At 60.5% G+C, this 25,874-nt stretch carries 29 protein-coding genes; 19 read left to right on the forward strand and 10 right to left on the reverse strand.

Annotation, left to right across the window (positions count from 1 at the left end):
• Positions 1-18 precede the first annotated feature (18 nt).
• The 3 genes from FIV35_RS15830 to FIV35_RS15840 form a co-directional block, all read right to left on the reverse strand.
• On the reverse strand, positions 19-330 hold the full coding sequence (locus FIV35_RS15830) for an AzlD domain-containing protein (RefSeq protein ID WP_034138036.1): 312 nt from the start codon (positions 328-330) through the stop codon (positions 19-21).
• Positions 327-1,022, reverse strand: coding sequence for an AzlC family ABC transporter permease (locus tag FIV35_RS15835; RefSeq protein ID WP_034138035.1), 696 nt, complete (start codon positions 1,020-1,022; stop codon positions 327-329). Before FIV35_RS15835 ends, FIV35_RS15830 begins: the two co-directional genes overlap by 4 nt.
• Positions 1,023-1,093: 71 nt before the next feature.
• A complete protein-coding gene (locus FIV35_RS15840; protein WP_003191339.1) occupies positions 1,094-1,309 on the reverse strand; it encodes a hypothetical protein in 216 nt (71 codons plus the stop codon).
• Positions 1,310-1,483: 174 nt separating this feature from the next.
• On the opposite strand from FIV35_RS15840, the gene FIV35_RS15845 reads away from it, so the two are divergent.
• The 7 genes from FIV35_RS15845 (at position 1,484) to FIV35_RS15875 (ending at position 6,469) form a co-directional block, all read left to right on the forward strand.
• On the forward strand, positions 1,484-1,840 hold the full coding sequence (locus tag FIV35_RS15845) for a metalloregulator ArsR/SmtB family transcription factor (RefSeq protein ID WP_034098032.1): 357 nt from the start codon (positions 1,484-1,486) through the stop codon (positions 1,838-1,840).
• A 19-nt stretch (positions 1,841-1,859) separates the two neighbouring features.
• Positions 1,860-3,143 carry an arsenic transporter gene (locus FIV35_RS15850; protein WP_034138034.1) on the forward strand — a complete coding sequence of 428 codons (1,284 nt, stop codon included), beginning with the start codon at positions 1,860-1,862 and terminating at the stop codon, positions 3,141-3,143.
• Between the two features lie 12 nt (positions 3,144-3,155).
• The gene (locus FIV35_RS15855) at positions 3,156-3,626 is read left to right on the forward strand and encodes an arsenate reductase ArsC (protein ID WP_034138033.1); all 471 of its coding nucleotides are present in this window, start codon (positions 3,156-3,158) and stop codon (positions 3,624-3,626) included.
• A 12-nt stretch (positions 3,627-3,638) separates the two neighbouring features.
• Entirely contained in the window at positions 3,639-4,325 is a 687-nt protein-coding gene (gene arsH, locus FIV35_RS15860) for an arsenical resistance protein ArsH (protein WP_034138032.1), read from the forward strand.
• Between the two features lie 53 nt (positions 4,326-4,378).
• Positions 4,379-5,170, forward strand: coding sequence for an AraC family transcriptional regulator (locus tag FIV35_RS15865; protein WP_034138031.1), 792 nt, complete (start codon positions 4,379-4,381; stop codon positions 5,168-5,170).
• Between the two features lie 75 nt (positions 5,171-5,245).
• Positions 5,246-5,857, forward strand: a complete 612-nt coding sequence (locus FIV35_RS15870) for a LysE family transporter (RefSeq protein ID WP_034138030.1) — start codon at positions 5,246-5,248, stop codon at positions 5,855-5,857.
• Between the two features lie 84 nt (positions 5,858-5,941).
• Entirely contained in the window at positions 5,942-6,469 is a 528-nt protein-coding gene (locus FIV35_RS15875) for a DinB family protein (RefSeq protein WP_034138029.1), read from the forward strand.
• A 2-nt stretch (positions 6,470-6,471) separates the two neighbouring features.
• Here the strand turns inward: FIV35_RS15875 and FIV35_RS15880 are convergent, their stop codons facing one another.
• A complete protein-coding gene (locus FIV35_RS15880; RefSeq protein ID WP_034138028.1) occupies positions 6,472-6,930 on the reverse strand; it encodes a GFA family protein in 459 nt (152 codons plus the stop codon).
• A gap of 233 nt (positions 6,931-7,163) precedes the next feature.
• Here FIV35_RS15880 and FIV35_RS15885 point away from each other — a divergent pair, with 233 nt between their 5' ends.
• From FIV35_RS15885 to FIV35_RS15910, 6 genes are all read left to right on the forward strand, one after another.
• Entirely contained in the window at positions 7,164-7,910 is a 747-nt protein-coding gene (locus tag FIV35_RS15885; RefSeq protein WP_083377870.1) for a response regulator, read from the forward strand.
• Positions 7,907-8,983 carry an ATP-binding protein gene (locus FIV35_RS15890; RefSeq protein ID WP_034138026.1) on the forward strand — a complete coding sequence of 359 codons (1,077 nt, stop codon included), beginning with the start codon at positions 7,907-7,909 and terminating at the stop codon, positions 8,981-8,983. The genes FIV35_RS15885 and FIV35_RS15890 overlap by 4 nt, the downstream gene beginning before the upstream one ends.
• Positions 8,984-9,007: 24 nt before the next feature.
• Entirely contained in the window at positions 9,008-9,217 is a 210-nt protein-coding gene (locus FIV35_RS15895) for a hypothetical protein (RefSeq protein WP_034138025.1), read from the forward strand.
• Positions 9,218-9,237: 20 nt separating this feature from the next.
• Positions 9,238-9,636, forward strand: coding sequence for a hypothetical protein (locus FIV35_RS15900; protein ID WP_034138024.1), 399 nt, complete (start codon positions 9,238-9,240; stop codon positions 9,634-9,636).
• Positions 9,609-10,529, forward strand: a complete 921-nt coding sequence (locus tag FIV35_RS15905; protein ID WP_034138023.1) for an ABC transporter six-transmembrane domain-containing protein — start codon at positions 9,609-9,611, stop codon at positions 10,527-10,529. The genes FIV35_RS15900 and FIV35_RS15905 overlap by 28 nt, the downstream gene beginning before the upstream one ends.
• 208 nt (positions 10,530-10,737) lie before the next feature.
• On the forward strand, positions 10,738-12,300 hold the full coding sequence (locus FIV35_RS15910) for a methyl-accepting chemotaxis protein (protein ID WP_375538202.1): 1,563 nt from the start codon (positions 10,738-10,740) through the stop codon (positions 12,298-12,300).
• Between the two features lie 248 nt (positions 12,301-12,548).
• Here FIV35_RS15910 and treS read toward each other — a convergent pair whose 3' ends face one another.
• Together treS and FIV35_RS15920 are read right to left on the reverse strand one after the other, a co-directional pair.
• Positions 12,549-14,612 (reverse strand): maltose alpha-D-glucosyltransferase, encoded by a 2,064-nt coding sequence (gene treS / locus FIV35_RS15915; protein WP_034098058.1) that lies wholly within the window; start codon positions 14,610-14,612, stop codon positions 12,549-12,551.
• 75 nt (positions 14,613-14,687) lie between these two features.
• The gene (locus FIV35_RS15920) at positions 14,688-15,476 is read right to left on the reverse strand and encodes an AraC family transcriptional regulator (protein ID WP_034138021.1); all 789 of its coding nucleotides are present in this window, start codon (positions 15,474-15,476) and stop codon (positions 14,688-14,690) included.
• A 292-nt stretch (positions 15,477-15,768) separates the two neighbouring features.
• Here FIV35_RS15920 and FIV35_RS15925 point away from each other — a divergent pair, with 292 nt between their 5' ends.
• From FIV35_RS15925 to FIV35_RS15935, 3 genes are all read left to right on the forward strand, one after another.
• Complete coding sequence (locus tag FIV35_RS15925) at positions 15,769-16,695, forward strand: 4-hydroxyproline epimerase (RefSeq protein WP_034138020.1); 927 nt, start codon at positions 15,769-15,771, stop codon at positions 16,693-16,695.
• A 33-nt stretch (positions 16,696-16,728) separates the two neighbouring features.
• The gene (locus tag FIV35_RS15930; RefSeq protein ID WP_034138019.1) at positions 16,729-17,676 is read left to right on the forward strand and encodes a dihydrodipicolinate synthase family protein; all 948 of its coding nucleotides are present in this window, start codon (positions 16,729-16,731) and stop codon (positions 17,674-17,676) included.
• A gap of 85 nt (positions 17,677-17,761) precedes the next feature.
• The gene (locus tag FIV35_RS15935) at positions 17,762-19,012 is read left to right on the forward strand and encodes an NAD(P)/FAD-dependent oxidoreductase (protein WP_034138018.1); all 1,251 of its coding nucleotides are present in this window, start codon (positions 17,762-17,764) and stop codon (positions 19,010-19,012) included.
• A 9-nt stretch (positions 19,013-19,021) separates the two neighbouring features.
• Here FIV35_RS15935 and FIV35_RS15940 read toward each other — a convergent pair whose 3' ends face one another.
• The 3 genes from FIV35_RS15940 to FIV35_RS15950 form a co-directional block, all read right to left on the reverse strand.
• Positions 19,022-19,936, reverse strand: coding sequence for an ADP-ribosylglycohydrolase family protein (locus tag FIV35_RS15940; RefSeq protein ID WP_034138017.1), 915 nt, complete (start codon positions 19,934-19,936; stop codon positions 19,022-19,024).
• A gap of 36 nt (positions 19,937-19,972) precedes the next feature.
• Positions 19,973-20,956 carry a GlxA family transcriptional regulator gene (locus FIV35_RS15945; protein WP_047882161.1) on the reverse strand — a complete coding sequence of 328 codons (984 nt, stop codon included), beginning with the start codon at positions 20,954-20,956 and terminating at the stop codon, positions 19,973-19,975.
• A 346-nt stretch (positions 20,957-21,302) separates the two neighbouring features.
• Positions 21,303-21,911: a LysE family translocator gene (locus FIV35_RS15950; RefSeq protein ID WP_034138016.1), complete on the reverse strand. Its 609-nt coding sequence runs from the start codon at positions 21,909-21,911 to the stop codon at positions 21,303-21,305.
• 261 nt (positions 21,912-22,172) lie between these two features.
• Here FIV35_RS15950 and FIV35_RS15955 point away from each other — a divergent pair, with 261 nt between their 5' ends.
• The 3 genes from FIV35_RS15955 to FIV35_RS15970 all read left to right on the forward strand — a co-directional run bounded on the left by FIV35_RS15955 (position 22,173) and on the right by FIV35_RS15970 (position 24,141).
• Entirely contained in the window at positions 22,173-22,436 is a 264-nt protein-coding gene (locus tag FIV35_RS15955; protein ID WP_034138015.1) for a hypothetical protein, read from the forward strand.
• Between the two features lie 150 nt (positions 22,437-22,586).
• Entirely contained in the window at positions 22,587-22,967 is a 381-nt protein-coding gene (locus tag FIV35_RS15960; RefSeq protein WP_034138014.1) for a DUF1090 family protein, read from the forward strand.
• A gap of 808 nt (positions 22,968-23,775) precedes the next feature.
• Complete coding sequence (locus FIV35_RS15970) at positions 23,776-24,141, forward strand: hypothetical protein (protein WP_034138146.1); 366 nt, start codon at positions 23,776-23,778, stop codon at positions 24,139-24,141.
• An 841-nt stretch (positions 24,142-24,982) separates the two neighbouring features.
• Here the strand turns inward: FIV35_RS15970 and FIV35_RS15985 are convergent.
• A complete protein-coding gene (locus FIV35_RS15985; protein ID WP_052198950.1) occupies positions 24,983-25,402 on the reverse strand; it encodes a contact-dependent growth inhibition system immunity protein in 420 nt (139 codons plus the stop codon).
• Positions 25,403-25,874: the final 472 nt, after the last annotated feature.

The following is a 25,874-nucleotide window of genomic DNA, read 5'->3' on the forward strand; positions in this document are numbered from 1 at the left end:
CTTTTTTTCGCCTGGGTTTTAAAGCCACCAGCGCAGCAAATAGAACACCGCCATGCTCAGCAACACGGTGAGCAGCACATTGCGCGTCCAGACCATCAACCCCACCGCGCAGAGGCCGGCGAGCCAATACGGATTGGTCGGGCTCAGGTTGAGGTGATGATCGGCCAGGAAAATAATCGGCCCGCAGATCGCCGTCAGCATGCCCGGCACCGCAAACCCTAGAAACTCTCGCGCACCGCGATTAAGGCGCACCGGCAGACGCGGCTCGATAAACAGATAGCGGTTGAAGAACACCACCAGGCCCATGGCCACAATCATCAGGTAAATCATCGCTGCCCTACCCCCAGTCGCTTACAGGCAAACCCGGCGCTCATGCCCAGCAAACCCGACACCACCACGGCCGACTCCCACTGCAAAAAACTCAGCCAGACCGAGCACAGCAACGCCACCGCCACGCACACCACCGTCGGTACATCGCGCACCACCGGGGTTATCAACGCGATGAAGGTCGCGGCAATCGAAAATTCGAGCCCTAGCTGGTCCAGGCCCGGAATGCTCTTGCCCAGCACAATGCCGGCCAGGGTGAACAGGTTCCAGATGATATAGAAGGTCAGCCCCACGCCCAGGGCGTACCAGCGATTGAAGGTCTGGCGGTCATAGCGGCTGACCAACGCGAAGAACTCATCGGTCAGCAAGAACCCCAAGCTGATACGCCAGCGGGTACTTAAAGGAGAAAGCACTGGCCGCAGGTGCATGCCGTAGAGCAAATGCTGAGAGGTCAGCAGCAAGGTGGTCAGTACGATCGATATCAGGCTGGCGCCACTTTTGACCATACCGATGGCCACCAACTGCGCAGCGCCGGCGAACACGATGGTCGACAGCCCCTGGGCTTGCAACGGGGTGAATTGCGCATCGATGGCCATGGAGCCGGCGAGCAGCCCCCACGGCGCGCAGGCCAGGGATAACGGAATAACGGCGATCGCACCGCGCGCGAACGCATAACGGGGTAAGGCAGCAGGCATAAAAACGGCTCATCGACGGACAGTCGCCAAGCATGCCAGCGCGCCGACGCGCCTGTCTTGAACGATATTGCTCAGGCGAGCTTCACGGACACCTGTTCCACCGAATCCCGCGCTTCGCGCAACTCGTAGGCATCTTGGTTGAGCCGGTGAATGGTGTTGAGCAAGCGTTGACGCAACACCTCGTCGCCGAGTTTTTCCACGGCGCGCATCAGATCGAACGCCGCGGTTTCGTTATTTTCCGCGACGGAATCCAGGGTTTTGCGCAGGTTGCGAGTGGCTCGGGTCACGCGGGGTCTTCCTTCATCTGCAATGGGGAGGCACTCTAAGACATGAGTGTTTCATTTTAATTTCAAACACTTGTGGTTGATCTTCATGAACTTGATCCACATCAATCGAAACAAGATTTGACCGAAACATATGGAAATACGTATATTCGAATAAACGTATATGCGGATGGAACCATGTCAGACCTCCTGTCTCCTCCCGAACTGTTCAAATGCCTGGCCGACGCTACCCGTGCCCGCCTGACGTTGTTGATCCTGCGCGAAGGCGAACTTTGCGTGTGCGAACTGATCCATGCTCTGGGCGACAGTCAGCCGAAAATTTCCCGGCACCTTGCGCAATTGCGCAGCGGCGGGTTGCTGGTGGACCGTCGCCAAGGCCAGTGGATCTACTACCGTCTCAATCCGGCACTGCCCGACTGGGTGCATCAGGTGCTGACCACTACGTTGCAAGCCAACCAGCCATGGTTGCACGACGACGCGCAGCGTCTGGGTGCAATGGGCGACAGACCACAACGGGCCAGCAACTGCTGCTGAGCCATCGGAGCGTTAATTCATGCTTGTCGCAATCGCCATTTTTCTGTTCACCATCGTGCTGGTTATCTGGCAACCCAAAGGCCTCGGCGTCGGCTGGAGCGCCAGCCTCGGTGCGATCCTGGCCTTGGCGTGCGGTGTCATCAGCCTGGCGGATATCCCGGTGGTGTGGCACATCATCTGGAACGCCACCGGTACCTTTGTTGCGTTGATCATCATCAGCCTGCTGCTCGATGAGGCCGGCTTCTTCGCCTGGGCCGCCTTGCATGTGGCGCGTTGGGGCCGTGGGCGCGGCCGACGTCTGTTTGCGTATATGGTGCTGCTCGGCGCGCTGGTGTCGGCGCTGTTCGCCAACGACGGCGCGGCGCTGATCCTTACGCCCATCGTGATGTCGATGCTGTTGGCACTGCGCTTTTCGCCGGCGGCGACCCTGGCGTTCGTGATGGGCGCGGGCTTTATTGCCGACACCGCGAGCCTGCCGTTGGTGGTATCGAACCTGGTGAATATCGTTTCGGCCGACTACTTCAAGATCGGTTTCAACCAATACGCGGCGGTGATGGTGCCGGTCAACCTGGTCAGCGTCGCGGCTACGCTGGCGGTGCTGCTGTGGTTTTTCCGCCGGGATATTCCCCAGAGCTACGACCCGGCCGACCTGGATGAGCCCGTCAGCGCGATCCACGACCGCGCCACGTTCCGCGCCGGCTGGTGGGTGCTGGGCATTCTGCTGGTCGGCTGTTTTGCCCTGGAACCGTTGGGCATCCCCATCAGCGCGATTTCCGCCGTGTGCGCCGTGCTCCTGCTGGTAATCGCCGCCAAGGGCCACAAGATCTCCACACGCAAAGTGCTCAAAGAGGCACCGTGGCAGATCGTGATTTTTTCCCTGGGCATGTATCTGGTGGTCTATGGCCTGCGCAATGCCGGTCTCACTACTTACCTGGCCACCTGGCTCGATACCTTCGCCACCTATGGCGTGTGGGGTGCGGCCATGGGCACGGGGGTACTGACGGCACTGCTGTCATCGGCGATGAATAACCTGCCGACGGTGCTGATCGGCGCGCTGTCCATCGAGTCCAGCCATGCGGTGGGCGTGGTCAAGGACGCGATGGTCTACGCCAACGTGATCGGCAGCGATCTCGGCCCGAAAATCACCCCAATCGGCAGCCTGGCCACGTTGCTGTGGCTGCATATCCTGGCGCGCAAAGGCATCACCATCACCTGGGGTTACTACTTCAAAGTCGGCATTGTGCTGACCTTGCCAGTGCTGCTGATCACCCTCGCCGCCCTCGCCTTGCGCTTGAGTGTCTGAAGGAGCCGTTTCATGAAAGTTCTGTTTATGTGTACCGCCAACAGCTGTCGCAGCATCTTGTCCGAAGCCGTGTTCAACCACCTGGCGCCGGCAGGTTTCCAAGCGGTCAGTTCCGGCAGCTTTCCCAAAGGACAAGTGCTGCCCCGCAGCCTGAGCACGCTGCAAGCAGCCGGTATCAGCACCGAGGGTTTGTACAGCAAGGGCAACGACGCCTTCGAAGACAGCCCGCCGGACCTGGTGATCACCGTGTGCGACAAGGCCGCTGGCGAAGCCTGCCCGGTGTACTTCGGTCCGGCAATGAAAACCCATTGGGGGTTGGAGGACCCGTCCGACGTCGACGGTGATGACGCACACCTCAATGCCGCCTTCCAGGCCACCCTGGAAACCATCGAAAGCCGTTGCCGGGCGTTTTTTGCATTGCCGTTCGAGCGTTTGTGCCCGGCAGAACTGAAGGTTGAACTGGAGCGCATTGCGCAACTGTGACAGGAGCAAACAATGAGCACGCTGCCGAATCTCGACGCTGGCCTTTCCCCCCCTCTTCACACTGGGCCGTCCCCCGCGCCGCGTATCTTGCTGCTCTATGGCTCGACGCGGCCACGCTCGTTCAGCCGCTTGCTGGTGGAGGAAGCTGCACGCTTGCTGGAGCATTTCGGCGCTGAGACCCGGATATTCAACCCCAGCGGTTTGCCGCTGCCGGACGATGCTCCCAGCGACCACCCCAAGGTCCAGGAATTGCTGACGCTGATGCAGTGGTCCGAGGGCCAGGTATGGTGCTCGCCCGAGCGGCACGGTTCGATGAGCGCGGTATTCAAGGCGCAAATCGACTGGGTTCCCCTGGCGCTGGGCGCCGTGCGCCCTACCCAGGGCAAGACTCTGGCGGTGATGCAAGTGTCCGGCGGTTCGCAGTCGTTCAACACCGTCAACCAACTTCGCGTCCTGGGCCGCTGGATGCGCATGTTCACCATCCCCAATCAATCCTCGGTGCCCAAGGCGTTTCTGGAATTCGATGAACACGACCGCATGAAGCCTTCGGCGTTGTATGACCGCGTTGTGGATGTGATGGAGGAACTGGTGAAGTTCACGGTGCTGCTGCGCGATCGCCCGGACCTCGTCGACCGCTACTCGGAACGCAAGGAAAGTGCCGACGAGTTATCGCAGCGGGTCAATCAACGGTCGATCTGAACGACCGGGCCCGGTTATGCTCACAAGCTTGCGTTTTCTACCGAGTCGATTGAATGAACGACATGCACCACGCCTGGCTGGGCAGCTACGAAATCAGCAGTACGCACTGCACGGGCTTGAACTTCGCCCGCCACAGCCACGACGAGTGCGTGATCGGCGTGAATCTTATCGGCGAGGAAAACGTGTGGCTCGACCGGCGTGAGTTTGTCGCCGGACCGGGCAGCATCACCCTGTACAACCCCGGACAAATCCAGGGCGGCGGCGCGGCTGACGGTGCGCCTTGGCAATTTGTCAGTCTGTATGCCACGGCGGATCAGCTGGCCCACGACCTGGGGCTGGCGTACGTGGAATTCGATCGCGCCGTGTGCTTTCAGCCAGCCCTTGCCCAGAGCCTAGCGGCTGCGGTGCACGGCGCCTTGAGTACCGATGCGCTGATACGGGAATTGAACGAGGACGCCCTGGTCCTGGCGCTCGCCGAGGTGGTCAGCCTCAGCGGCGTGCGCCTGCCCAGCGCCACGGCCCCCGGTAACAGCCTGATCAGCCGTGCCCAGGAATTGCTCGCCGAGCAGTTGCATCAGTCGCTGCCGCTGGAGCAGTTGGGTGATGAGCTGGGGCTGTCCAAATTCCATCTGCTGCGCACCTTCCAGAAAGAAACGGGCCTCAGCCCGCGCCAATGGGCCATGCAACTGCGCACCCGTCGTGCCAAAGGTTTACTGCGCAACGGTGTATCGGCCGGCCAGGTCGCCCATGACCTGGGCTTCGCCGATCAGAGCCACCTCAATCGGCATTTTCGCGCCGCCTATGGCATCACGCCGGGGCGCTACCAAAACGTGCTGCAGCGCTGAACAACGCAATCTGATCCAAGACACCTGTGCGACGCGGCGGCACACTGCCGACCATCACTGGATGGGAACGCGGGCATGCTGACGATTTTTCTTTACGCACTGGTATTCGGTTTTGTCTTTTGCCTCTCTCCCGGTGCGGTGTTGGCCGAGACCCTGCGCCGTGGCTTGCTGCACGGGTTCATCCCGGCGTTGCTGGTGCAAGTCGGCTCGCTGGTGGGCGATGCGGTATGGGCAGTGATCGGTCTAACCGGCATTGCGCTGTTGATCCAGCATGATGCCGTGCGTGTGCCCCTGACGGTGATCTGCGCGCTGTACCTGGCCTGGCTCGGCGTTCTCAGCCTGCTGGACGCCTGGCGCTTGCCGGCCATGGACAATGCCCCGGCCGGCTCCGGGCAGAATGCGCTGGCAGTGGGCGCGGCGATCTCGCTGGCCAACCCGAAAAACATTGTGTATTGGGGCGCCCTGGGCAGCGCCTTGTCCGGCATCGTCGGCGCCACGCCGAGCCATGGGCAGACGCTGATGTTCTTTGCCGGTTTTATGCTCGCCTCGGTGTTGTCGTGTTTCTTGACCGCCGCGCTGGTCAACCTGATGCGCAAGCATGCCTCGGTGCGATGGCACCGCATCAGTTATGCCACGTGCGGGCTGGTCTTGATCTATCTGGCCGTACTCGCTGCGCAGGGTATTTGAAGCGGTAGCGTCCAAGCGCCCGATGATGCAGGCACGCTGCTCAAGCACTATGATGGCTCGGTCCTCCACCCCCGGGCATGGCACATGAACCGCATCGAACATTTCACACTCTTGGCCACCTACAATCAGTGGATGAACCGCAAGGTCTACGCCGCCGCCGGCAGGCTGAGCGACGCTGACTTACGCATGGACCGTCACGCGTTTTTCGGTTCGATCTTCGGCACCCTCAACCACCTGATCCTGGGCGACACCGTGTGGCTCAAACGCTTTGCCGAGCACCCTGCCGACTACCCGGCGCTGGCCCCATTGAGCAGCGTCGCCCTGCCCCCGGACCTCAAACAACTGGCCTTCGCCGACCTGCATGAATTGTCCGCACGGCGCGCCTGGCTGGACCAGATGATTATCGATTGGGCTCACAGCCTGACCGAGAACGACCTCGATCAGCGCCTGCACTACCACAACATGCGCGGCGTTGGCGCCAACAAACCATTCGCCAGTCTCATCGTGCATTTTTTCAATCACCAGACCCACCACCGAGGCCAGGTAACCACCCTGCTGACCCAGGCCGGCCAGGATGTGGGCGACACCGACCTGCTGGCGCTGATCGACTGAGATCAGTGCGAGGTCAGCTCGGCATAGGCCTGCATCAAGCGTGGAAAGTCCTCGGGCGCGGGCAATTGCGCGAAGCTTTCGACTGCCGGCGTGAGCGCCCAGGGCAGCTTTTCGCAGGTCCAGGTCTCCATGAACGGCGCAAAATCGGCCGCGCTGTCCAACATCGTTGTCCGCACGTTAACGAAGCCGTCGATGCCATGGGGGCGCGTAAATAACCAACTCATACAGTGGGGGCAGCAGTAATGGCGGTCCGCGCCGTGCAGGCCACCGATCACCGGGGAACCTTGGGTGACGGTAAACGCATCCGCGGTGAATAGCGCACTCAAAGAGAACGCACTGGCGCTCATCTTTTGGCAGCCGGTGCAATGACAGGCCATGGTCATCACCGGTGCATGGGCCACGCGCAAACGCACGCGATTACAGCGGCAACCGCCTTCTCGTGGCAGGTCTTCGATACGCATCACACTCTCCTGTTTATGATGGGACGCGCCAGCGTAGCGGTATTCGCGCCACTCTGCAGCCTCGGGTGCGGCGCCCAACCTGGCTGAGTACCGTATACGCAAATAATCCCGCGTCTCCATCATTCCTCCATAAAACCTCCCATGAAAGCGCACGCATGTGATGCACAGTAGGCTTCGTCGCCCCCTGGTAATTGGCCATACTGCGACCATCGAACCGCACCACCGAGCCGACCATGACTGAATCGCACCTGACTTCGACACCAGCGGACTTCGCCACTCAATCCCAGGCTCTGGTATTGATCGCCGAAGACGAGCCGCAAATCGCCGACATCCTCGCCGCTTACCTCAAGCGCAGTGGCTTTCAGACCGTCCATGCCCTGGATGGGCGGCGCGCGCTGGAACTGCATCAAGCCCTCAAGCCCGACCTGGTGCTGCTGGACGTGTTGATGCCACAACTGGATGGCTGGATGGTACTGGCCGAGATCCGCCACCGTGGCAACACCCCGGTGATCATGCTGACCGCGCAGGACCAGGACATGGACAAGTTGATGGGGCTACGCATCGGCGCCGACGACTACATCGTCAAACCGTTCAACCCCGCCGAAGTGGTGGCCAGGACCCAGGCGGTCCTGCGCCGCTCCCGCGACCAGGGCTATGGCAGCGGCCAGCGCGTGTTACGGGTGGAGGGTTTTGAAATCGACGTCGACAGCCATGAAGTCAGCGTGCGAATCGGCACACGACAGCACGCATTAAGCCTGACCGCGACGGAATTTCGCTTGTTGGCGCAGTTGGCCAAAGCCCCCAGGCGCGTATTCAGTCGCGCCGAGTTGCTTGCGCTGTGCTCGCCCGAGAGCGATAGCCTGGAGCGTACGGTGGACAGCCATATCAGCAAATTGCGCCGCAAGATCGAAGACCTGGGCTTGCAAGGTGTGCCGGCGAGCATCCGTGGGGTGGGTTACCGGTTTGGGAGCCACCCATGAGGACCGCCAATAGCTTGAGCCGGCAGATTATTCTGTCGATGTCTGCCGTGGTGCTCTGCGTGATCGCCCTAGCGGTCGTCGGCTCCTACGTGTTTTACGCGCTGCTCTGGATGTTCTGGCCACCCACGGATATCGATGTGGACGAGTGGCTGCCCACTGGGGTGGAGTGGGCGTGGATGGCGCTGATCACGACAATTAGCCTGGCCGTGGGGGCCGTGGTGGCGATCAAATTGTCCCGGCGCATTCTGATGCCGTTGAACTCGGTGGCGGCCAGCCTTCGCCGCCTTGCCGACGGCGACCTGGATGCCCGGGCGACGACGTCCGATCGCGCATTGGCCGAGGCCAGCGTGCTAGTGGATGACTTCAACAGCATGGCCGCACGTTTGAAGCGCATGGCCCAAGAGCAGTCATTCTGGAATGCCGCGATTGCCCATGAACTGCGCACCCCGCTGACTATCCTGCGCGGTCGCCTGCAAGGGTTGGCCGAAGGGGTCTTTCCTCCGGATCAAGCACAGTTCTACAGCCTGCTGGGCCAGGTCGAGGGCCTGACCCGACTGATCGAAGACTTGCGGGTCGTGGGCCTGGCAGACAATGGTTACCTGGATGTGCATATCCAACGGGCCGACTTGGCCGACGAGATTGAGGCTGACGCGCGTCTGTTCGAACCTGGCCTGCAAGCCTGCGGATTCACCCTGCATATGGACCTGCTCAGGCAACCGGTGCATTGCGACCCCGCACGCATACGTCAGGCCCTGTTAGCCATGCTCGACAACCTCAAGCGGCACGCCACTCCAGGCACCGTCACGGTGAGCCTCGGCAGCCTGGACGGCGTCAATACCTTGAGCGTCGCGGATGCAGGCCCGGGCATCGACGAAGCGTTCGCCGCGCATATCTTCGAGCCATTCCAGCGTGGGGAAAGCTCACGCTCCCGTGCCCAGGGCGGCAGCGGCCTGGGCCTGGCGGTGGTGCGCGCCATTGCCATGGCCCACGAGGGCCGCGTGACCTGCCGCAATCTTGAGGGTGGCGGCAGCCTGTTCGAACTGACGTGGCCAGAACGACCGGTCGCTATCTGAAACCCAACCTCCCCAGGTGCAGGCATGTGTTTTTTTGTCCTCGGATTCAAGGGCGTTGAACGCTATCGCCATTTCGCCTTACTGGACACACAAGGACGCTGTATCGCTTTTAAAAGCTGCGAAGGAACGCCCCAGAACGGCAAATGGGTGCAAGTCAAACATATCAATCTGGCCTGGCTGAACCGCGTGTTGCCTGCGCAGGCGCTGACCGGGCCACCTACACCACCGTTGTAATTCACCCACGGATTGCATCCATGTCTAACTCTATTCGCGACCGGACCATGCTTGACCTGACGCAACTGGAAGACTCCATAAAGTGCTGCAGCGCTAAGCTCAAGAAACTACAGCGCTTCTGGATTCCCCTGCAAAAACACGCGCCGCGCCTGGTGCTGTCGCTGTGGATCATCGGGGTTGTGGCCTCGTTGTTTACCCAGTGCTACTACCACTGGCTGCTGCTGGCGCCGGCCATTTGCATCTTGATCATCCTGGAGATGGTGATCGAAGAAGTGCAAACCGATCTGTTATTGATGACCGCAGAGACACGCTACCTGCTCGACATCACGCGCGGTCTGTATGCCGGTACATCCCTGCCTCAACCCCGTACGTTACGCACACCAGGTGCCCCATGCCGTCCGTCACACCGCCATTACTGAACGAACCCAGCCGCCAGATCGGCCAACAATCGGCCAGCCAGACGCTCAAAGCCATCGCCAAAGCCTACCCCGGCAAGTTGTTTTGCACCCTGTCCCTGGTGGCGCTGGAAAATGCCTTACTGCTGGCTTACCCCTTGTTCGCGGGGTTTGCCGTGGACGCCATTATTCGTGGCGATGGCAAGAGCGCGCTGCTCTATGCCGCCGTGGTCCTGGGTTTCTGGGTAGTCGGCGCGGCGAGACGCGCATTGGATACGCGAACATTCACCCGCATCTATGCTGACCTTGCGGTGCCGGTGATCCTCAATCAGCGCCTGCAACGCCACAGCACCTCCAAGTCAGCCGCGAGAGTGGTACTGGCACGGGAATTTGTGGACTTCTTTGAGAAGCACGTGCCCACGATTGCCACCGCATTGGTCTCCATCGTTGGCGCCGCCGCCATGCTGCTGGCGATCGAACCCTGGGTCGGGCTGGCATGCCTTGGAGCGCTGGGGCTGTGTTTGATGGTGGTGCCAGGCTTTGCGCGGCGCAATCAACGACTGCATGAGCGCCTGAACAACCGACTGGAAAAGGAAATCAGCCTAGTGGAGCAAGTCGGCGCTCATACGCTACGCCGTCATTACCGGGTGCTGTCGCGATTGCGCATTCGCTTGTCAGACCGTGAGGCCGTCGCCTTTCTCACCATCGGGCTGTTGGCGGCCTTGCTGTTCGTGGTCGCGATTACCCAGCTGGCGCTCTCCCCTGCGGTGAAGGCCGGGCATGTGTATGCGGTGATGACTTACCTGTGGACCTTCGTCAGTTGCCTGGACGAAGCGCCCAGCGTAGTAGACCAACTGGCGCGCCTCAAGGATATCGGCGAGCGCGTGGACCCCGGTTTGGGTGAAACATCGCCTTGACTGCTCTCACGTCGACGCCATGGCGATTGGGTATTTTCAGACTACCCTCATCCCTACCAGTCGTCCGCTGCCGCCCGTGGGTATTCAATTTTGCGGCGTCTGGCCGATAGCTTGTAAGAACTGCTCGCTTTCCTCCTTATGAGTACGCCCCATGCGCCTGAGAAACCTGAACCTTGCCCCCCGTGCCACGTTGTTTTTTTCCGCGATCATCGCCTTAGTGCTGGTACTCGGCGTAATTGCCATTCTGCAAATGGGCAAGCTGCGTGACTCGGAAAAGGATGTGGAACTCAATTGGATGGCGAGCATCCGCCAAACCGCTCTGATGAACTCGACGGTATTGCGCCTGCGCCTGGAAACCCAGCGGGCCGTGGCCGACCCTGAAACGATTCAGAAGACGCTGGCGGATTTTCCGGGCTATCGCAAAGCATTCAGCGATGCGATATCCGACTATGAGCAGCTCATTGGAAGCGATCAGGAGCGTGTCCTGTTCACGGCCGTGAAAGCCTCAGCTGAAGGTTATTCCAAACAGCTCGACGCGCTGGAGCCGCTGCTTAAGCAGGGTGACACCGCTGGCGTCGTCAAATTGGTCGCCAGCGGCATCCGCCCGCTGACCAATGCCATGGAAGGCCAGATCAAGGCCCTGACCGACTTCAACAACGAAGGTGCAGCGAAAGCCGGCCAAACCGCCACGGACACCTTCAACGCCGGCACCTGGCTGGTAATTGGCTTGATCGCACTGGTGATCGCGATGACCGCCGGCCTGGCGTTCCTGCTGACCCGCAGCATCACCTCGCCCATTGGCGATGCCCTGTCGGTGGCCGAACGTATTGCTAACAGTGACCTGTCCAAAGAAGTCAGTGTGCATGGCACGGATGAAGCCGGTCGACTGTTGAAAGCGCTGGCGCAGATGCAGACCAACCTGCGCAACACCATCCTGCAGATTTCCGACTCGTCCGCCCAGCTGGCTGCGGCCTCCGAAGAAATGACCGCCGTCACCGAACAGTCCAGCCGTGGCCTGGTATCGCAAAACGATGAAGTCAATCAGGCGGCCACCGCTGTTACCGAAATGAGCGCGGCCGTGGATGAAGTGGCGCGCAACGCCGAATCCGCCGCCCAGGAATCCAAACGCAGCCAGGGCTTTACCGAAGTGGGCCTGGAGCGTGTCACGCAGACGCTGCGCTCCATCGAAAAACTGTCGGGTAATGTGGAAAACACCAGCGAGCAGATCCAGGGCCTGTCCAACCGCGCCCAGAGCATCAGTAAAGTGGTGGAAGTAATCCGCGCCATTGCCGAACAGACCAACCTGCTGGCCCTTAACGCCGCTATCGAAGCCGCGCGTGCCGGTGAGCAAGGCCGTGGTTTCGCGGTGGTTGCCGATGAGGTCCGCGCGCTGGCGCACCGTACCCAGGTGTCGACCCAGGAGATCGAGCAGATGATCGCCGCGATCCAGAACGAATCCGACGACGCGGTCAAGGCCATGGGCACCAGCAAGGAACTGGCCACCGTATCTCTCGGCGTGGCCCAGGAAGCCAGCAGTTCGCTGGATCAGATTGCAGCGGCGATTATCCAGATCAACGAACGCAATATGCTGATCGCCACCGCTTCGGAAGAGCAATCCCACGTCGCGCGTGAAGTGGACCGCAACCTGGTGAGCATCCGCGAACTGGCCACCCAAAGCGCCGCTGGTGCAAGCCAGACGGCCTGCGCCTGTGGCGAGATGTCGAAGCTGGCGGCGAACCTGAACCAGTTGGTCAATCGCTTCGTGGTCTGATGCCCTCCGGAAGACCCCATCGGCCCGACGCTTGCGGGCCCATTGGGCATTTTTGCGGTGAGCGGGAATGTGGGAGGGGGCTTGCCCCCGATAGCACTGGTGAGTCAGCCCCTCTGCCACTGACACACCGCCATCGGGGGCAAGCCCCCTCCCACTTTTGATACCCATTGCCTGGGCTGGATCAACTGAGCCTTAGCTGACTGGCATCAGGGCAAGCCCCGCGCTGAGACGCGAAGCGACGCCCTCTCCTACATCGGCGTGCTGCTCACCACCCGCAACGCCAGGCCCTCGTAAGCATCCAGGGTGATGGTAAAGGCCCCGTCTTCGGTCAGGTCGCCTTCGACCCGCTCATTAATAATGTCCACCACCGGGCCCGGCGCAATGTTGGGCAGGTGCAAGGTTTCGGTGATGGGCGTGGCGCCGAAGTTCAGCGCGGTGATTTGCGTGCCCTTACCCGCCGGCAGTTCGTGGACCATGATCAGCAACCCTGGATGCTCCACATCCGGGACCAGAGTCTGGCGGCTGGCGGCAATGTCATAAGCGCGGCGCACGGCGAGAATTTTCTGCAGTTGCGAGGCGAATGACTGCGGGTCTTGCAATTGCTGGTTCAGGCTGCCGTATAGACTCTTTGAGCGCGGCATCAGGCCGGCGGACAGTTGCGCTTCCGGGTTCAGGTCTACCAGGTCGTAGGCGCCGCGATGAATCCAGCGCGTGTCGCCGTCCTGCATCAGGTGCGCCACCTCATCCGCCGCCAGCGGCAGCGCGCCCACCAAATCCCAACCGGACAACGCAAACACCCCAGGCTGCATGGCGTTGTACATGACCAGCAACAGGTGGATCTGCTGGATCTGCTGAATATCCGCCGCCGTGATGGCGTCCAGGTCACGAATACCCAGCGCCGCCGTGATGATACTGACGGTGGTGCAGGACACCCCGTTGGTCACGAATTTGAGGTTGTACGGCGCATGTTCGCCGGTCAGACGCTCGTACATCTGCTCGCGGATGTGCTCGCGCAGGATATTGCCGGGAAAGGTCTGGCCCTGATAGAGGAAGCTGTCATGGGCATGCAGGGTCCAGAAGTGCACCAGCTCCAGGGTCAGTTCATCGTGGTTTTGCAGGGCGTGGATCAGCGAGCCGGGGTCGATGCCCTGGCGGTGCATTTCGCGCAGCATCAAGCGCAGGAATTCGGCATCCCCCATCAACAGGGCGTGCTGGTACGCCGGCCGGGTGATGAAGTCATAGGACAGGTCGGCGCCGCCGTGGGACATGGAGGCGATGTCATCCACGGTGAGGTTCAACTCCTGGAAGCTGAAACCGCCGGCCTTGCGAATCGCGCCACCGATCAGCTGGTTACCGGTGATCGACAGCGGGTGGCTTTCGGACCATGCGCCGCCCTCAAGCTTGCGCTCCACACCGAGAAAACCGTTGGCGTCCAGGCGCAGAATCTTCGCGCCCATCACGTCGATGGCATGCAGCGCATCACCGATGATCATTTGCTGCGCGGCAAACGAAGGGTCGAGCCAGTTGAGCGATGGCTGGCCTTCCTTGAAGTAATGCAGGTACACCCAGCGGCGCGGCTTGCCGTCGACGCCGACCACCACCGGGGTGGCGCTCCAATCGGTTTCCTTGACGCCAGGCTCGAAGAAAATCACTCGCTGTAACTGGCCGACGATGTAGTGCTTGTCGCGCAGCGCGTCCACCTGCAATGGGCTGAGGTTCTGCGCGTCGCGCCCCTCGGCCACGTCGGGCAGCAATGGCCAGTCGTCCTCGCGGATTTCCACCATGTGGTAGAGGCCGGGGTAATCCTCGTAAGCCATCTCGGCCAGGCGGAAGTCCGCGCCTTTGCCGGTGTGGGACGGGATCACGTCATCGATAATCACCGCGTTATGGGCAGCGGCCATGCGTGTCAGCGCCTGCAATTGCGCCTCGGTGCCCAGCTGTGGGTCGATCTCGAAACTGATGCGGTCGAAATTGCCGTCGATGGTCGGCGTGTGTCGCGTACCGTTAAGGCCACCGGACTTTTTCAACGGGCCGTTATGAATGCCCTGGATGCCGATTTTCGACAAGGCGTGCCACAGGCTTTCATCCCCCAGCGCCTCCAGGACCGTGCCGCCGTCGCGGGTCACGATGGACGCCGGGTACGCGGTAAACCACACCGAAGACAGCGCCGACGCATCCCGCGGCCGCGTCTGCGCGTACGGCTGCTGCCACATCCGACCCTGCCCCGAATAGAGCTTGGCGCGCTGACGCGCCGCGTGCAGCATCGATTGTTCCACCAGCCAGTTCACATGGGTGTTGTCCGCCGCCGTCATAAGCTTGATACCTGTCGTCGTAAAAAGTGACTCGTAAGCATATGAGGGGCACGGGCGCCATTCGTTGCATTGCAATCACGCCAACGCGGGCCCTCCCCCCGTCGCCTGACGGTACTGGCGCGGCGTAAACCCCGTGGACGCCTTGAACTGCCGGGTAAACGCGCTGTGGTCGGTATAGCCGCACTGCAAGGCGACCTCGGTGATCGGCAGTTCGCTGTGCAGCAAGCGGTGGGCGTGTTCCAAGCGTACTTTCTGGATCATTTGGCGCGGCGTCAGGTTGAAGACGCGCTTGCAGTAACGCTCCAACTGCGCCACGGAAATGCCGGCGATGTGCGTCAGCTCACCGAGGGTGACGCGGCGGTTGAAGTGGCGGCGAATATGCTCATCGACGGCGGCCAGGCGCTGATAGGCCGGGTGGATTTCGCTGGCCGATTGCAGGTCCACCGAGATACCGGCCAGGCCGATAATCGCGCCCCCACGGTTGTACAGCGGCCATTTGTGGGTCAAGCACCACCCCGGTTCGCGGCTGCCGTACAGGTGCAGTTCGAGTTGATCTGCCAGCACCAAGCCCTCCTCCAGCACCCGTCGATCCTGCTCGGTATAGCCCGGCCCCAGTTGGGCGGGGAACACCTCGGCGCTGGTCTTGCCCAGCAGCGGTTGCAGCTGTTTGAGGCCGCAGCGCTGCACCAACGTGCGGTTGGCCAGGGCGTAGCGAGCTTGCATATCCTTGATGAAAATCGCGGCGTTGGGGATCACATCCAGCATCGGCAGCAACTGCGCGACGGCGCTTACCAGCTGTTCGAGGCTGTCGGGGCGAGCGGCTGCCTCACCCTGGCAAAGGCCCGCAAATACGCTGTGCAGCATGATCGTCTCCCCGGTTGAGCCTTTTCGCGTAGCAGATTGCATGATGCCCGCCGCACTGTCGAGCCAGGTCAAACTGTGCCGATTTCGTCATTGATGGCCGCGTAAACCATCAATCGCCTGTGCCTCGGTGAGTTCACTGTAGGGCCGTGGATGGCGCTCCAGTAACCCACAGCGCACCGACCCGATTGCGTTGATCTTTTCGGCGCTACTGTCCACCGCCCTCTACGTGCTGCTGGGAACCGCGTTCTTTCGGCGGCAACTGATCCCGGCCACTCATTGATTGGAGCGTCTGATGAAACGATTGCATGTGATCGACTCCCACACCGGCGGCGAACCCACGCGCCTGATCCTCAGCGGCTTTCCAGCCCTGAGCGGCGGCAGCATTGCCGCGCAGCTGGATGGCTTGCGCAACGAACACGATCAGTGGCGCCGCGCCTGCCTGTTGGAGCCCCGTGGCAACGACGTACTGGTCGGCGCGCTGTACTGCGAACCGGTCACAGCGGGCGCCACCTGTGGGGTGATCTTCTTCAATAACGCCGGCTACCTGGGCATGTGTGGTCACGGCACCATCGGCTTGGTCGCCTCGCTGCATCATTTGGGGCATATCGCACCGGGAGTGCACATGATTGACACGCCGGTGGGCCCGGTGGACGCGACGCTGCACGAGGACGGCGCGGTCACCCTGCGCAACGTACCGGCCTACCGTTTTCGCCACCAGGTGGCGGTGGATGTGCCCGGCCACGGCGTGGTCAAGGGCGATATCGCTTGGGGCGGTAACTGGTTTTTCCTGGTCTCCGAGCATGGCAAGTCGTTGGAGATGAACAACGTCGACGCCCTCACCGAGTACACCTGGGCGATGCTCAAGGCCCTGAAAAACCAGGGTATCCATGGCGCCGATGGCGCGCTGATCGACCATATCGAACTGTTCGCCAGCGATCCCGACGCCGATAGCCGCAACTTCGTGATGTGCCCCGGCAAAGCCTACGACCGCTCGCCCTGCGGCACTGGCACCAGCGCCAAACTCGCGTGCCTGGCCGCCGATGGAACACTCGCGCCCGGCCAGACATGGACCCAGGCCAGCATCACCGGCAGCCAGTTCACGGGCCATTACGAATGGGACGGCGAGCGGGTCATCCCCTTCATTACCGGCCGCGCCTATATGACCGCCGACAGCGTGCTGCTGATCGACGAGCAAGACCCTTTCGCCTGGGGCATTTAAGCCCACCCCCATTTGACTTGAAGGAGTACGACCATGAGCGACAGCGTTTTCGCCGGCTGCATCCCGGCCCTGATGACCCCTTGCACCGCCCAGCGCCAACCGGACTTCGATGCGCTGGTCGCCAAGGGCCGCGAACTGATCGAAGCCGGCATGAGCGCTGTGGTGTACTGCGGTTCCATGGGCGACTGGCCGCTGCTCACCGAAGCCCAACGCCAGGAAGGTGTGGCGCGGTTGGTAGCGGCTGGCGTGCCGACCATTGTCGGTACGGGGGCGGTTAATAGCCGTGAAGCGGTGTCCCACGCCGCCCATGCTGCCAAGGTCGGCGCCCATGGCCTGATGGTGATTCCTCGGGTGCTGTCCCGTGGTGCGTCCGTCACCGCACAAAAGGCGCACTTCGCGGCCATCCTCAATGCCGCGCCGGAGCTGCCGGCGGTGATCTACAACAGCCCCTACTACGGCTTCGCCACCCGCGCCGAGCTGTTCTTCGAACTGCGCCGCGAGCACCCGAATCTCATTGGCTTCAAGGAATTCGGTGGTGGCGCCGACCTGCGCTACGCCGCCGAACACATCACCTCCCAGGACGATAGCGTGACCCTGATGGTGGGTGTGGACACCCAGGTGGTGCACGGTTTCGTCAACTGCAACGCCACCGGCGCCATCACCGGTGTGGGCAATGCCCTGCCGCGGGAAGTGCTGCACTTGGTGACGCTGAGCCAGCAGGCGGCCAAGGGCGATGCCAAGGCGCGACGCCTGGCCCGCGAACTGGAAAGCGCGCTGGCGGTGTTGTCATCATTCGATGAAGGCTGCGACCTGGTGCTGTACTACAAATACTTGATGGTGCTCAACGGCGACAAAGGCTACGACCTGCACTTCAATGCGACCGACGTGCTCAGTGACGCCCAGCGGCGTTATGCCGAGCAGCAGTTCGCGTTGTTCCGCCAGTGGTACGCCAACTGGTCGGCGGAGCAGCATTGTGCCTGAGTGCGTACGCGCCGCCGTGATCGCCGCGATGGTCAACCGGCGCAACGTGAAAGCCTTGGCCGACGCACAGAGAGAGGCATAGCCGATGAGCCGTAGGGATATCGTGGTGGTCGGCGCCGGCATTATCGGCGTGGCTTGCGCGTTGCAGCTGGCGCGCCAGGGCCGCCAGGTGGTGGTCATCGATTCGCAAGCCCCGGGCATGGGCGCCTCCTATGGCAACGCCGGGCACCTGGCCACCGAGCAGGTATTCCCGATCGCCGACTATTCGATTCTCAAGCGCCTGCCCGCCATGCTGATGGACCCCATGGGCCCGCTACGCCTGGACTGGCGCTACCTGCCCCGCGCCCTGCCCTGGTTTACGCGTCTGCTGCTCAACCTGCGCGCGGCGCCTTACCAGCGCACGGTGGCCGGCCTTCGTGCGCTTAACGAGCAAAGCCTGGGCGCCTGGCAACGCTTGCTGGCCAGCCTGGATCGGCCACAGCTGATGCGCCAGAACGGCTCACTCCTGGTGTTCGAACGGGCCGAGTCGCGGGCGGATATCCAGGGGTTGCAGCACCGCATGCAGCAGCAAAACGTGCCGGTGGAGTACTGGTCTGCCGAGGCGATTCGCGCGGCGGCGCCGCAGTTGAGCGAACGCCTACAAGGGGGGCTGTTCTTCCCGGCCACCGGGCACTTTGTCGACCCGTTCCACGTGGTGGGCGAACTGGTCTGCGCCGCTGAAGCTGCAGGCGTACAGTTTCTTCGGCGTCGCGTGGTCAGCGGGCAAGTCGATGCCGAGGGCGTCTGCCTGTTCACCGAACACGCGCCGCTACTGGCGCGTCAGGTGCTGATCGCCTGCGGCGCGCATTCGGCGGCGCTGACAGCGACCCTGACCGGTAAAGCCATCCCGCTGGACACCGAACGCGGCTACCACCTGATGCTGCCCCATGAGCATCAGCGCCTGCCGTTCGCCGTGACCTCCCTGGAGCGCAAATTCATCATGACCCCCATGACCGGCGGCCTGCGCCTGGCTGGTACGGTGGAGTTCGCCGGGCTCGGACGCCCCGCCAATATGCAGCGCGCGTGGCAGTTGCAGCGGTTAAGCCATGGGCTGTTCCGCGAAGAACTGGACGCCAGGGACGCCACGCCGTGGATGGGCTTTCGACCGTCGCTACCCGACTCGCTACCGATCATCGATCGGGTGGCCGACGACAAGGTACTCCTGGCCTTCGGGCATCAGCACCTGGGCTTGACCCAGGCAGCGATTACGGCAGAGATGGTCGCCGGATTGGCGGCAGACGGGCCAATGCCAGCAGGGTTGCCGGCACTGGCGCCTTATCGGCTGGAGCGTTTTTAGCGACGTGTGTCAGGCCGCATGACCTGCGGCGTTGAACAATCCGTCGGCCATGCCCTGGATCTCATCCGCCATCCATAACCGTCCCAGCCATTCGGAGGGAATCGCCGCTGCCCCGTAATAAGCACCGGCCAATTGACCGACTATGGCGGCGGTGGTGTCGGCGTCATCGCCCAGGTTGGCCGCCGCCAGTACCGCATCGGCAAAGCTATCGGTGTGATCAAAGCACCATAGCGCAGCTTCCAGGGAGGCCACCGAATAGCCCGAGCCGACAATCTCGGCACAGGATTTGTCACGGTACCCGCCTGCCGCAATGGCCTTCACCTTGGGTGCCATCAACGGTACATCGGCCAACTCCAGCACTTGCGCTTTCGACGCGCCGCCGAGGGCATTACAGATGGCCTGTGCCAGCACCAGGCAGCAGTCAATGGCTTCCTGGGCGGCGTGGGTGGTGCGGGAACTGTCGACGCTGAAGGTGCGGACGTTTTGCAGGTCCGGGTAATAAAACAACACCACGGGCGCCAGGCGCATCATCGAGCCGTTGCCGGCCGAATAGGGATCGGTTGAGCCGGCGAACGGGTTGTCGGTGTTCTGGAACAGCGTCAGCGCCTCGCGCACGGTCATGCCGATATCGAAACAGTCACCGGTCGAACTCAAATAGCCCCACTGCCACCAGTTGAGGTAGCGCCCCATCTGGTCACGGGCATCGAACCCACCTTTTTGCAGCAGGCTCTCGGCCAGGCACAGAGCCATGGATGTATCGTCCGTCCACTGCCCCGGTTTGAGATTGAACGGCCCGCCGCCGACCATATCGGTGATCGGCGCAAAACTGCCCCGGCGCTTGAATTCCAGGGTTGTCCCCACAGCATCGCCGCAGGCCAGGCCCAGCAAGCTGCCACGGTAACGGTCCTTCAAGGTGATCGACATCGGCACTCCTCGGAAAAATTCCAGACGGTGCCCATGCTACTTGACCAGGCGCTTCTCTTTCGAGGGGCGGTAGCCGAAGTAGGCGCTGTAGCACTTGCTGAAATGGCTCGGCGATACGAACCCGCAGGCCACCAGCACCTCCACTTGGGACAGCTCGGTATGCTGTAGCAGTCGGCGCGCTTCGGTCACACGCAGCTCCATGTAATAGCGCTGCGGCGTGGTGCCCAGTTGCTCCTTGAACAGGCGCTCCAACTGCCGCCGCGAGCGGCCGGCGTAGACCGCCAACTGGTCGAGTTCCAGCGGTTCTTCGAGGTTGGCGTCCATCAGCTTGACCACTTCCCGCAGCGGGGCGCTGACGCTGATGTTTTCAGTCGGCTTGATACGCCGATAGCGTGACTCCTCAAATGCGAGGATGTCTTCGATGCCTTCCACCAGCGCCTTGCCATGCAGGCTCTTGATCCAGTCCAACGCCATATGGAATGCGCCCGAGGGGCTCGATGCAGTCAGGCGGTCGCGGTCGATCACAAAGGGTTCGCTGGTGACCTTGGCGGCCTTGGACACTTCGGCCAGGGCCGGGCGATGTTCCGGGTGAATGGCGCACTGATAGCCCTGCAACAGCCCGGCCCGCCCAAGAAACCAAGACCCGTTCCACAACCCGGCCAAGCCCACGCCCATCTCGGCGGCGCTGCGCAACAGGTGGATGAAGTCTTCGCTGGCCTTGAGCTCAGTGCGAAAGCCACCGCAGATCACCAGCAGGTCCAGTTCGTGCAGCACGGACGCGTCCAAGCATGCGTCCGGGCGAATCACCAGGCCCAGGTCGCTGATAACCTCGCCATCGTCACAGCCAAAGGTGCGCGTGGCGAACAGCTCGGGGCGCAGCAGGTTGGCGGTGACCAGGGTGTCGAGGGTCTGGGTGAAAGCCGGCAAGGAGAAATGTTCGAGCAACAGAAAACCGACGCGGGTGACCGACGCCAGTTGCTGGGAGGTTTCGTTAAGGTAGCGCAGGTTCTTGCCCTTCATGCCACCGCTGAATTGACGTCTTTCCATCGAGGGTTGGCCCACTCTTATTGTGTTGATGCCGTGGGCGCCATCTTAGGGGCAAAAGCGTCGTCTGTCTCAAGCACTGATCTGGAAAAACCCGACGCCCTGCAAAGCCCGGTGTAGAAGCGCGACTGGTGCATCTGATACGGTTTTTTCTTTGTTATCTGCGTCTGTACCGAAAACCTGCCCGGGCGGACAATGGCCAGCGTTCCCACTCCCCTTCCCTTCGGAGGTCCAATGACCAAGATGGCGCTCTTCCTGTTCGGTTTTTTGGTACTGACCATCGGCATTGGCCTGTTGGCGACCATCTCGCCGGTCTGAACGCCTACCCGGCCAAGAACATCGGGTACAGCGACAACACCAACAAACCGGCCATCACCCCGTTGAACACACGCACCCAACGCGGTTCACGCAGCAAGTTGCGCAGCCCCGTGCCGCAGCCCAACCAGACACACACGCTGGGCAGGTTGACCACGGCGAACGTCAATGCAATCACCAGCACGTTGGTCACGTAGCCTTCGGCGGGGGTGTAGGTGGTGATCGCGCCCAACGCCATGATCCAGGCCTTGGGGTTCACCCACTGGAACGCGGCGGCGGCGAGGAACGTCATGGGTTTGCCGCGCTCGTCCGTGCTGTCGGACATGCCGCCTGCCGTGGCGATCTTCCACGCCAAATACAGCAGATACGTCGCACCCACGTAGCGCAGCAGGGTGTAGGCCCAGGGAAACAGTTTGAACACCTCGCCCAACCCCAACCCGACTGAAATCACCAGCAGCATAAAGCCGATGCTGATGCCCAGCGCATGGGGTATGGAGCGGCGAAAACCAAAATTCACCCCCGAAGCCAGCAACATCGTGTTATTCGGGCCGGGGGTGATCGAAGAGACAAAGGCAAACAGCACAAAGGCTGACAACAAACTGCTAGACATGACCATCGCGAGGTATCCGGACAAAGGTGGGGCAAGCCTGGAACACTAGTGATTTATCCCGGCGAATGCCCCGTACAGCCAGGCGCGGATCGAGGCATACACTTTTGGCGCACATTGCCATGCAGTTTCACAAACCTTTCACAGATGATCGCCTAAGGTGAATCCAGCAGCTCCTAATGAACATCCCTTTTAGCCCGCACTCCCCATCGCGGGCTTTTCTTTGCCTGAGTTTTACCGACGGTTTAATGCGCAATAGCGGAGAAGCAGATGGCGGAATTAATAAATGATCTGGATGGCCTTCGAACCGCCCAGCAGGAACTGTTCTATGACCTGGAAGATGCGGCGGCGGTGATCGGCTGGTCGGTAGTGGAGCTAGCGACCCTGGCGGCAGATGGCGCATTGCCTAAACAGGCAGCGGCGCTGAAGAAGGTCTGTGAGTTGCTCGCGGCCCAGCAGGGCAAGCTCACGGGTTATGCGCAGGAGGTGAAACAGGAGCGCATCAGCCGGTCCGAAGTCAAATCCAAACTGTGAAATCGATCACATTTAGAGAGGCCCAGCGTTGAAGCTCAAAATTTGAGCAAATAATATTTCGCCGCACCTGGGCGCTCATCTATAGGGAAATTGCCATGCGCCAGCCCGGGGCCACTGACCTGCGCAGGCAATCAAACATTGAGGTTTGCCATGCGCCTGTCCACTCTCGCACCTACCGCCGTTCTGCTCAGCCTGTTCACCCTGCCCGCCCACGCCGCAGACTTATCGGCCCTCACCGGCGCCCTGTCGACCGCACTGGGTGGCGCAAATAACAGCAACGCCGGCAACACCAACAACGCCGCCTCCTGCCAGCAACAAATCCGCGACCTTCAAGCCAACATCAACGCCGCCAACGCCAAAGGCGACACCCTGCGCGCGACCGCTTACCAAGCGGCACTGACCCAAACCAATAAAAGCTGCACCAACTCCACCTACAACACCCAAGCTCAAGTGGACACCAGCTCACAACGCCAGCAGAACGTGAACAAGGCGGCGGACGCGATCAATGCGATTGGTGGGTTGTTTAAATAACGGAGGCGGACGCATTAGCGGTTTTGCCAGGTAACCCAGCCTGAGGCGGCCGCGCTCCACACCGGTCCACGAAAGAAAATTGGGGTCAGATCACCATTGTTTAAATGTGGTCTCACCCCATTATTTTTTCCCTGTTTGGTCAGGGCAAGACCGAAAACGTCTCCGTCTTCGCTTGGAGGATGGCGGAATCAAATCCGTTATCGATGGACCGGCGCACGAGAGAAGGCAGCAGTCAAAGCGTCAGCTGATGATGGTCCCTTGCTGGCAACGAGCATTCGTCAGTTCCATTCAAGGGCATGCGGCCCAAAGCTGCTAGCGAGATCGAGCTAACGCACGCGAGCCGCGTACTAGGTCACTCCACAGAGGAAATGACCAAGAAGGTTTATCGACGAGTCGGTGAAATTGTGAAGCCTACGAAATGACCCGTTGCCAATTGTACGATAGGCAGAAATCGGCCAAAAGCGGACCGCCAGCGCGGTTCTGATTCAGCCCGATAGTCGAAGCTCACAGCATGCGACTGCATATCTAAAGTCATTCTGGCTTATTGCTTACACCCATATCCCTATTGGCTCCCTCTCGCCGTCCAGTTTACTGGGGGGGGGATTGAAGACCCTCTAAGCCCAGCGGGAGCATGCTCCCTCGCCACAGGGGAACATTAAAGTACTAAGACTTGTATTGGCCACTGGGTAATTGGCATAGTGCTGCCACTCCCCAACTGACCCTGCGCCAAGGACTAAATCAGCCAGAAGCTGACGGAAGTTCAGGGCCTTGCCAGGTTGCTTGTTCCAAGGATATGGACATTTACCCCATGAAAACATACGCAGCGCTGGCCCTTGCGCTCACCACTCTGTGCAGCACCGTCCACGCGGCGAGCTGGCAGATTTGCCGGCTGGACTTACAGATCGTCAACGTCTTGAAACAACCGTACCCACAGCTGCAGGGGCGGATCCTCAAGGTCACCCCGACCTCAACCACCACGCAATGTCCCCAGCAAGGCTCGACGGTCACCTTCACCCCGGAAACCACCGATTACCAGAACACCCTCCCGCGTCGGCAATGGCCTCGAAAAGGCCAGTCGGTGCAGATTGACTACCGGTATCTGGATGGCATTTGCAAGGGCGACGGCCACCCGCATCCGTGTCGCATCGAACACTATCCACTCATGGGACGCTAATCGGGCGTCACTCGCTCACGCAACTTCGCAGCAACCCATCGCATGGATATGCCCAGCACTCCTTCGCGCGAAATGCGTGGCGCTGTAGCATCATGAATTCTGCCAGCAATCCAGCAATAAGGGCGATTGATGGCTATTAACTTTGAACCCAAGATAGGGCAGATCTTGGAGTGTAATTATGGCGGCTACCAGTACGATGAGAACGCATGGCTATCATTAGAGGGACTCAAGCGTACTAGCTGCCTATCAGCCATTCCAGCTCGGCCTTTCCAATTAGAAAGTCAGTTATTGGCCGATTCTGTTGAAAAAGTCGACTGAGAATTCCACGTCGGGAAAGTACGCGCCTGAGATTGAAATTAGCAGGCGTTGTCACTGCACCAATCGCATAAAAAATCTGGACGACTCTGAGTGCTATTTTTCGAATATCCTGGGTTTGTTGCATATAGTCTTCGTATCTGCGTTTCAGGTATAACTTTAGGACTCGGAAACGTCCAAGGCGAACACATAAATTAGCCCAACTAGATCAGGCAAGAGCGTCTCGTTGTTACTGGCCTTAAGTTCCGAAGCGGAGTTTAAGGTTGTATTTTTTGTTTGCGACCAGTTCATCGCCACCGAACCAGATCACAAGATAAATTCCCTGCTGCTCTGGTCGGGATGGATGGATCGAATATCGGTCATACAATTGCGCAGATGCGGCTGTGCATAGCTCTTTTTATGTAACTGACCTTTTCGCAACATCACCGTAGACCGGGGGCGGCCTTTTTTTGTGATCAGATCAGCCTATTAGCTGTCAAGTAAGTGCCATTCAAATCTGTCCCCCTTTCCCCCTTTCCTTCTTGTGTCATTTACCATTAAGCACTGCCAGCAGTTTCCTCTCTAGCGCCGCAGCATATTCGACAGCGCGAGGCTCCAAAGCAATAAGCTCTTTATCTCGCCTCAGAATATTCAACATTTTTTGCGTCAGCAGCAAATTTTTCGCCCAAACTGCCTCCGATAATTTTGAGACCCCTTTTAGCAACTCGGCGTCATCCAGAAATCCCACCAGCACTTCCTTATCCAACTCGCGAACCAGGACAGGCAATAATTCCGACGTATACATATCTTGCCTGACCGATCTGCAAAGGTCGCCGATATCGAGCTCAGTTATCGGAGTGTCCAGAATCGACCTGTGCCATGACTCCAGCGCAGACTCATCAGGATCAGGCTCAACTTCCCACTTAAACCCATTACTCTCATCTATTTGACGAATTGTCTTTTTCATATACCCGCACCACTTAGAGGTCGGAGATACGTTTTAAAGTATCTAAAGCTGCCTGTCGGGCCGCTTGCGCCTCTGGGCTACTTACATTCTTAAGCGTTTCGGCATGGCTGGTAAACCCTCTTAGCCATCCAAGCAGTTTCTCAGAGTGGCAGTATGCCTTGTCCATGCTGGGTAGTGATGTGCTTTCGAGCAGCCAGTGTCTGATCGCCGAGCTAATTGGCCTTCTCAATCGAGATTCCATCTTCACCTTTGAGCTCATTGGACCGTTTGGTGCCGTGGGCCGAGTGGCTGCTTCTGGCCGTTAGTGGCATTTAGCCCCCTTAGTCTCAAGCACAATCCCACGCTCCCATCAAGGAGAACCGTACCGATAACGGCCTCTTGAGTTTCCCGAAAAAGGTAGGGTTGCGGAAACGATCCCAAATCGCAGGCAATAAAAAACCCCGTAGACCATTGATCTACGGGGCTTTAAGAG

The organism is Pseudomonas rhodesiae (assembly GCF_007858255.1).
Classification (GTDB): Bacteria; Pseudomonadota; Gammaproteobacteria; order Pseudomonadales; family Pseudomonadaceae; genus Aquipseudomonas; species Aquipseudomonas rhodesiae.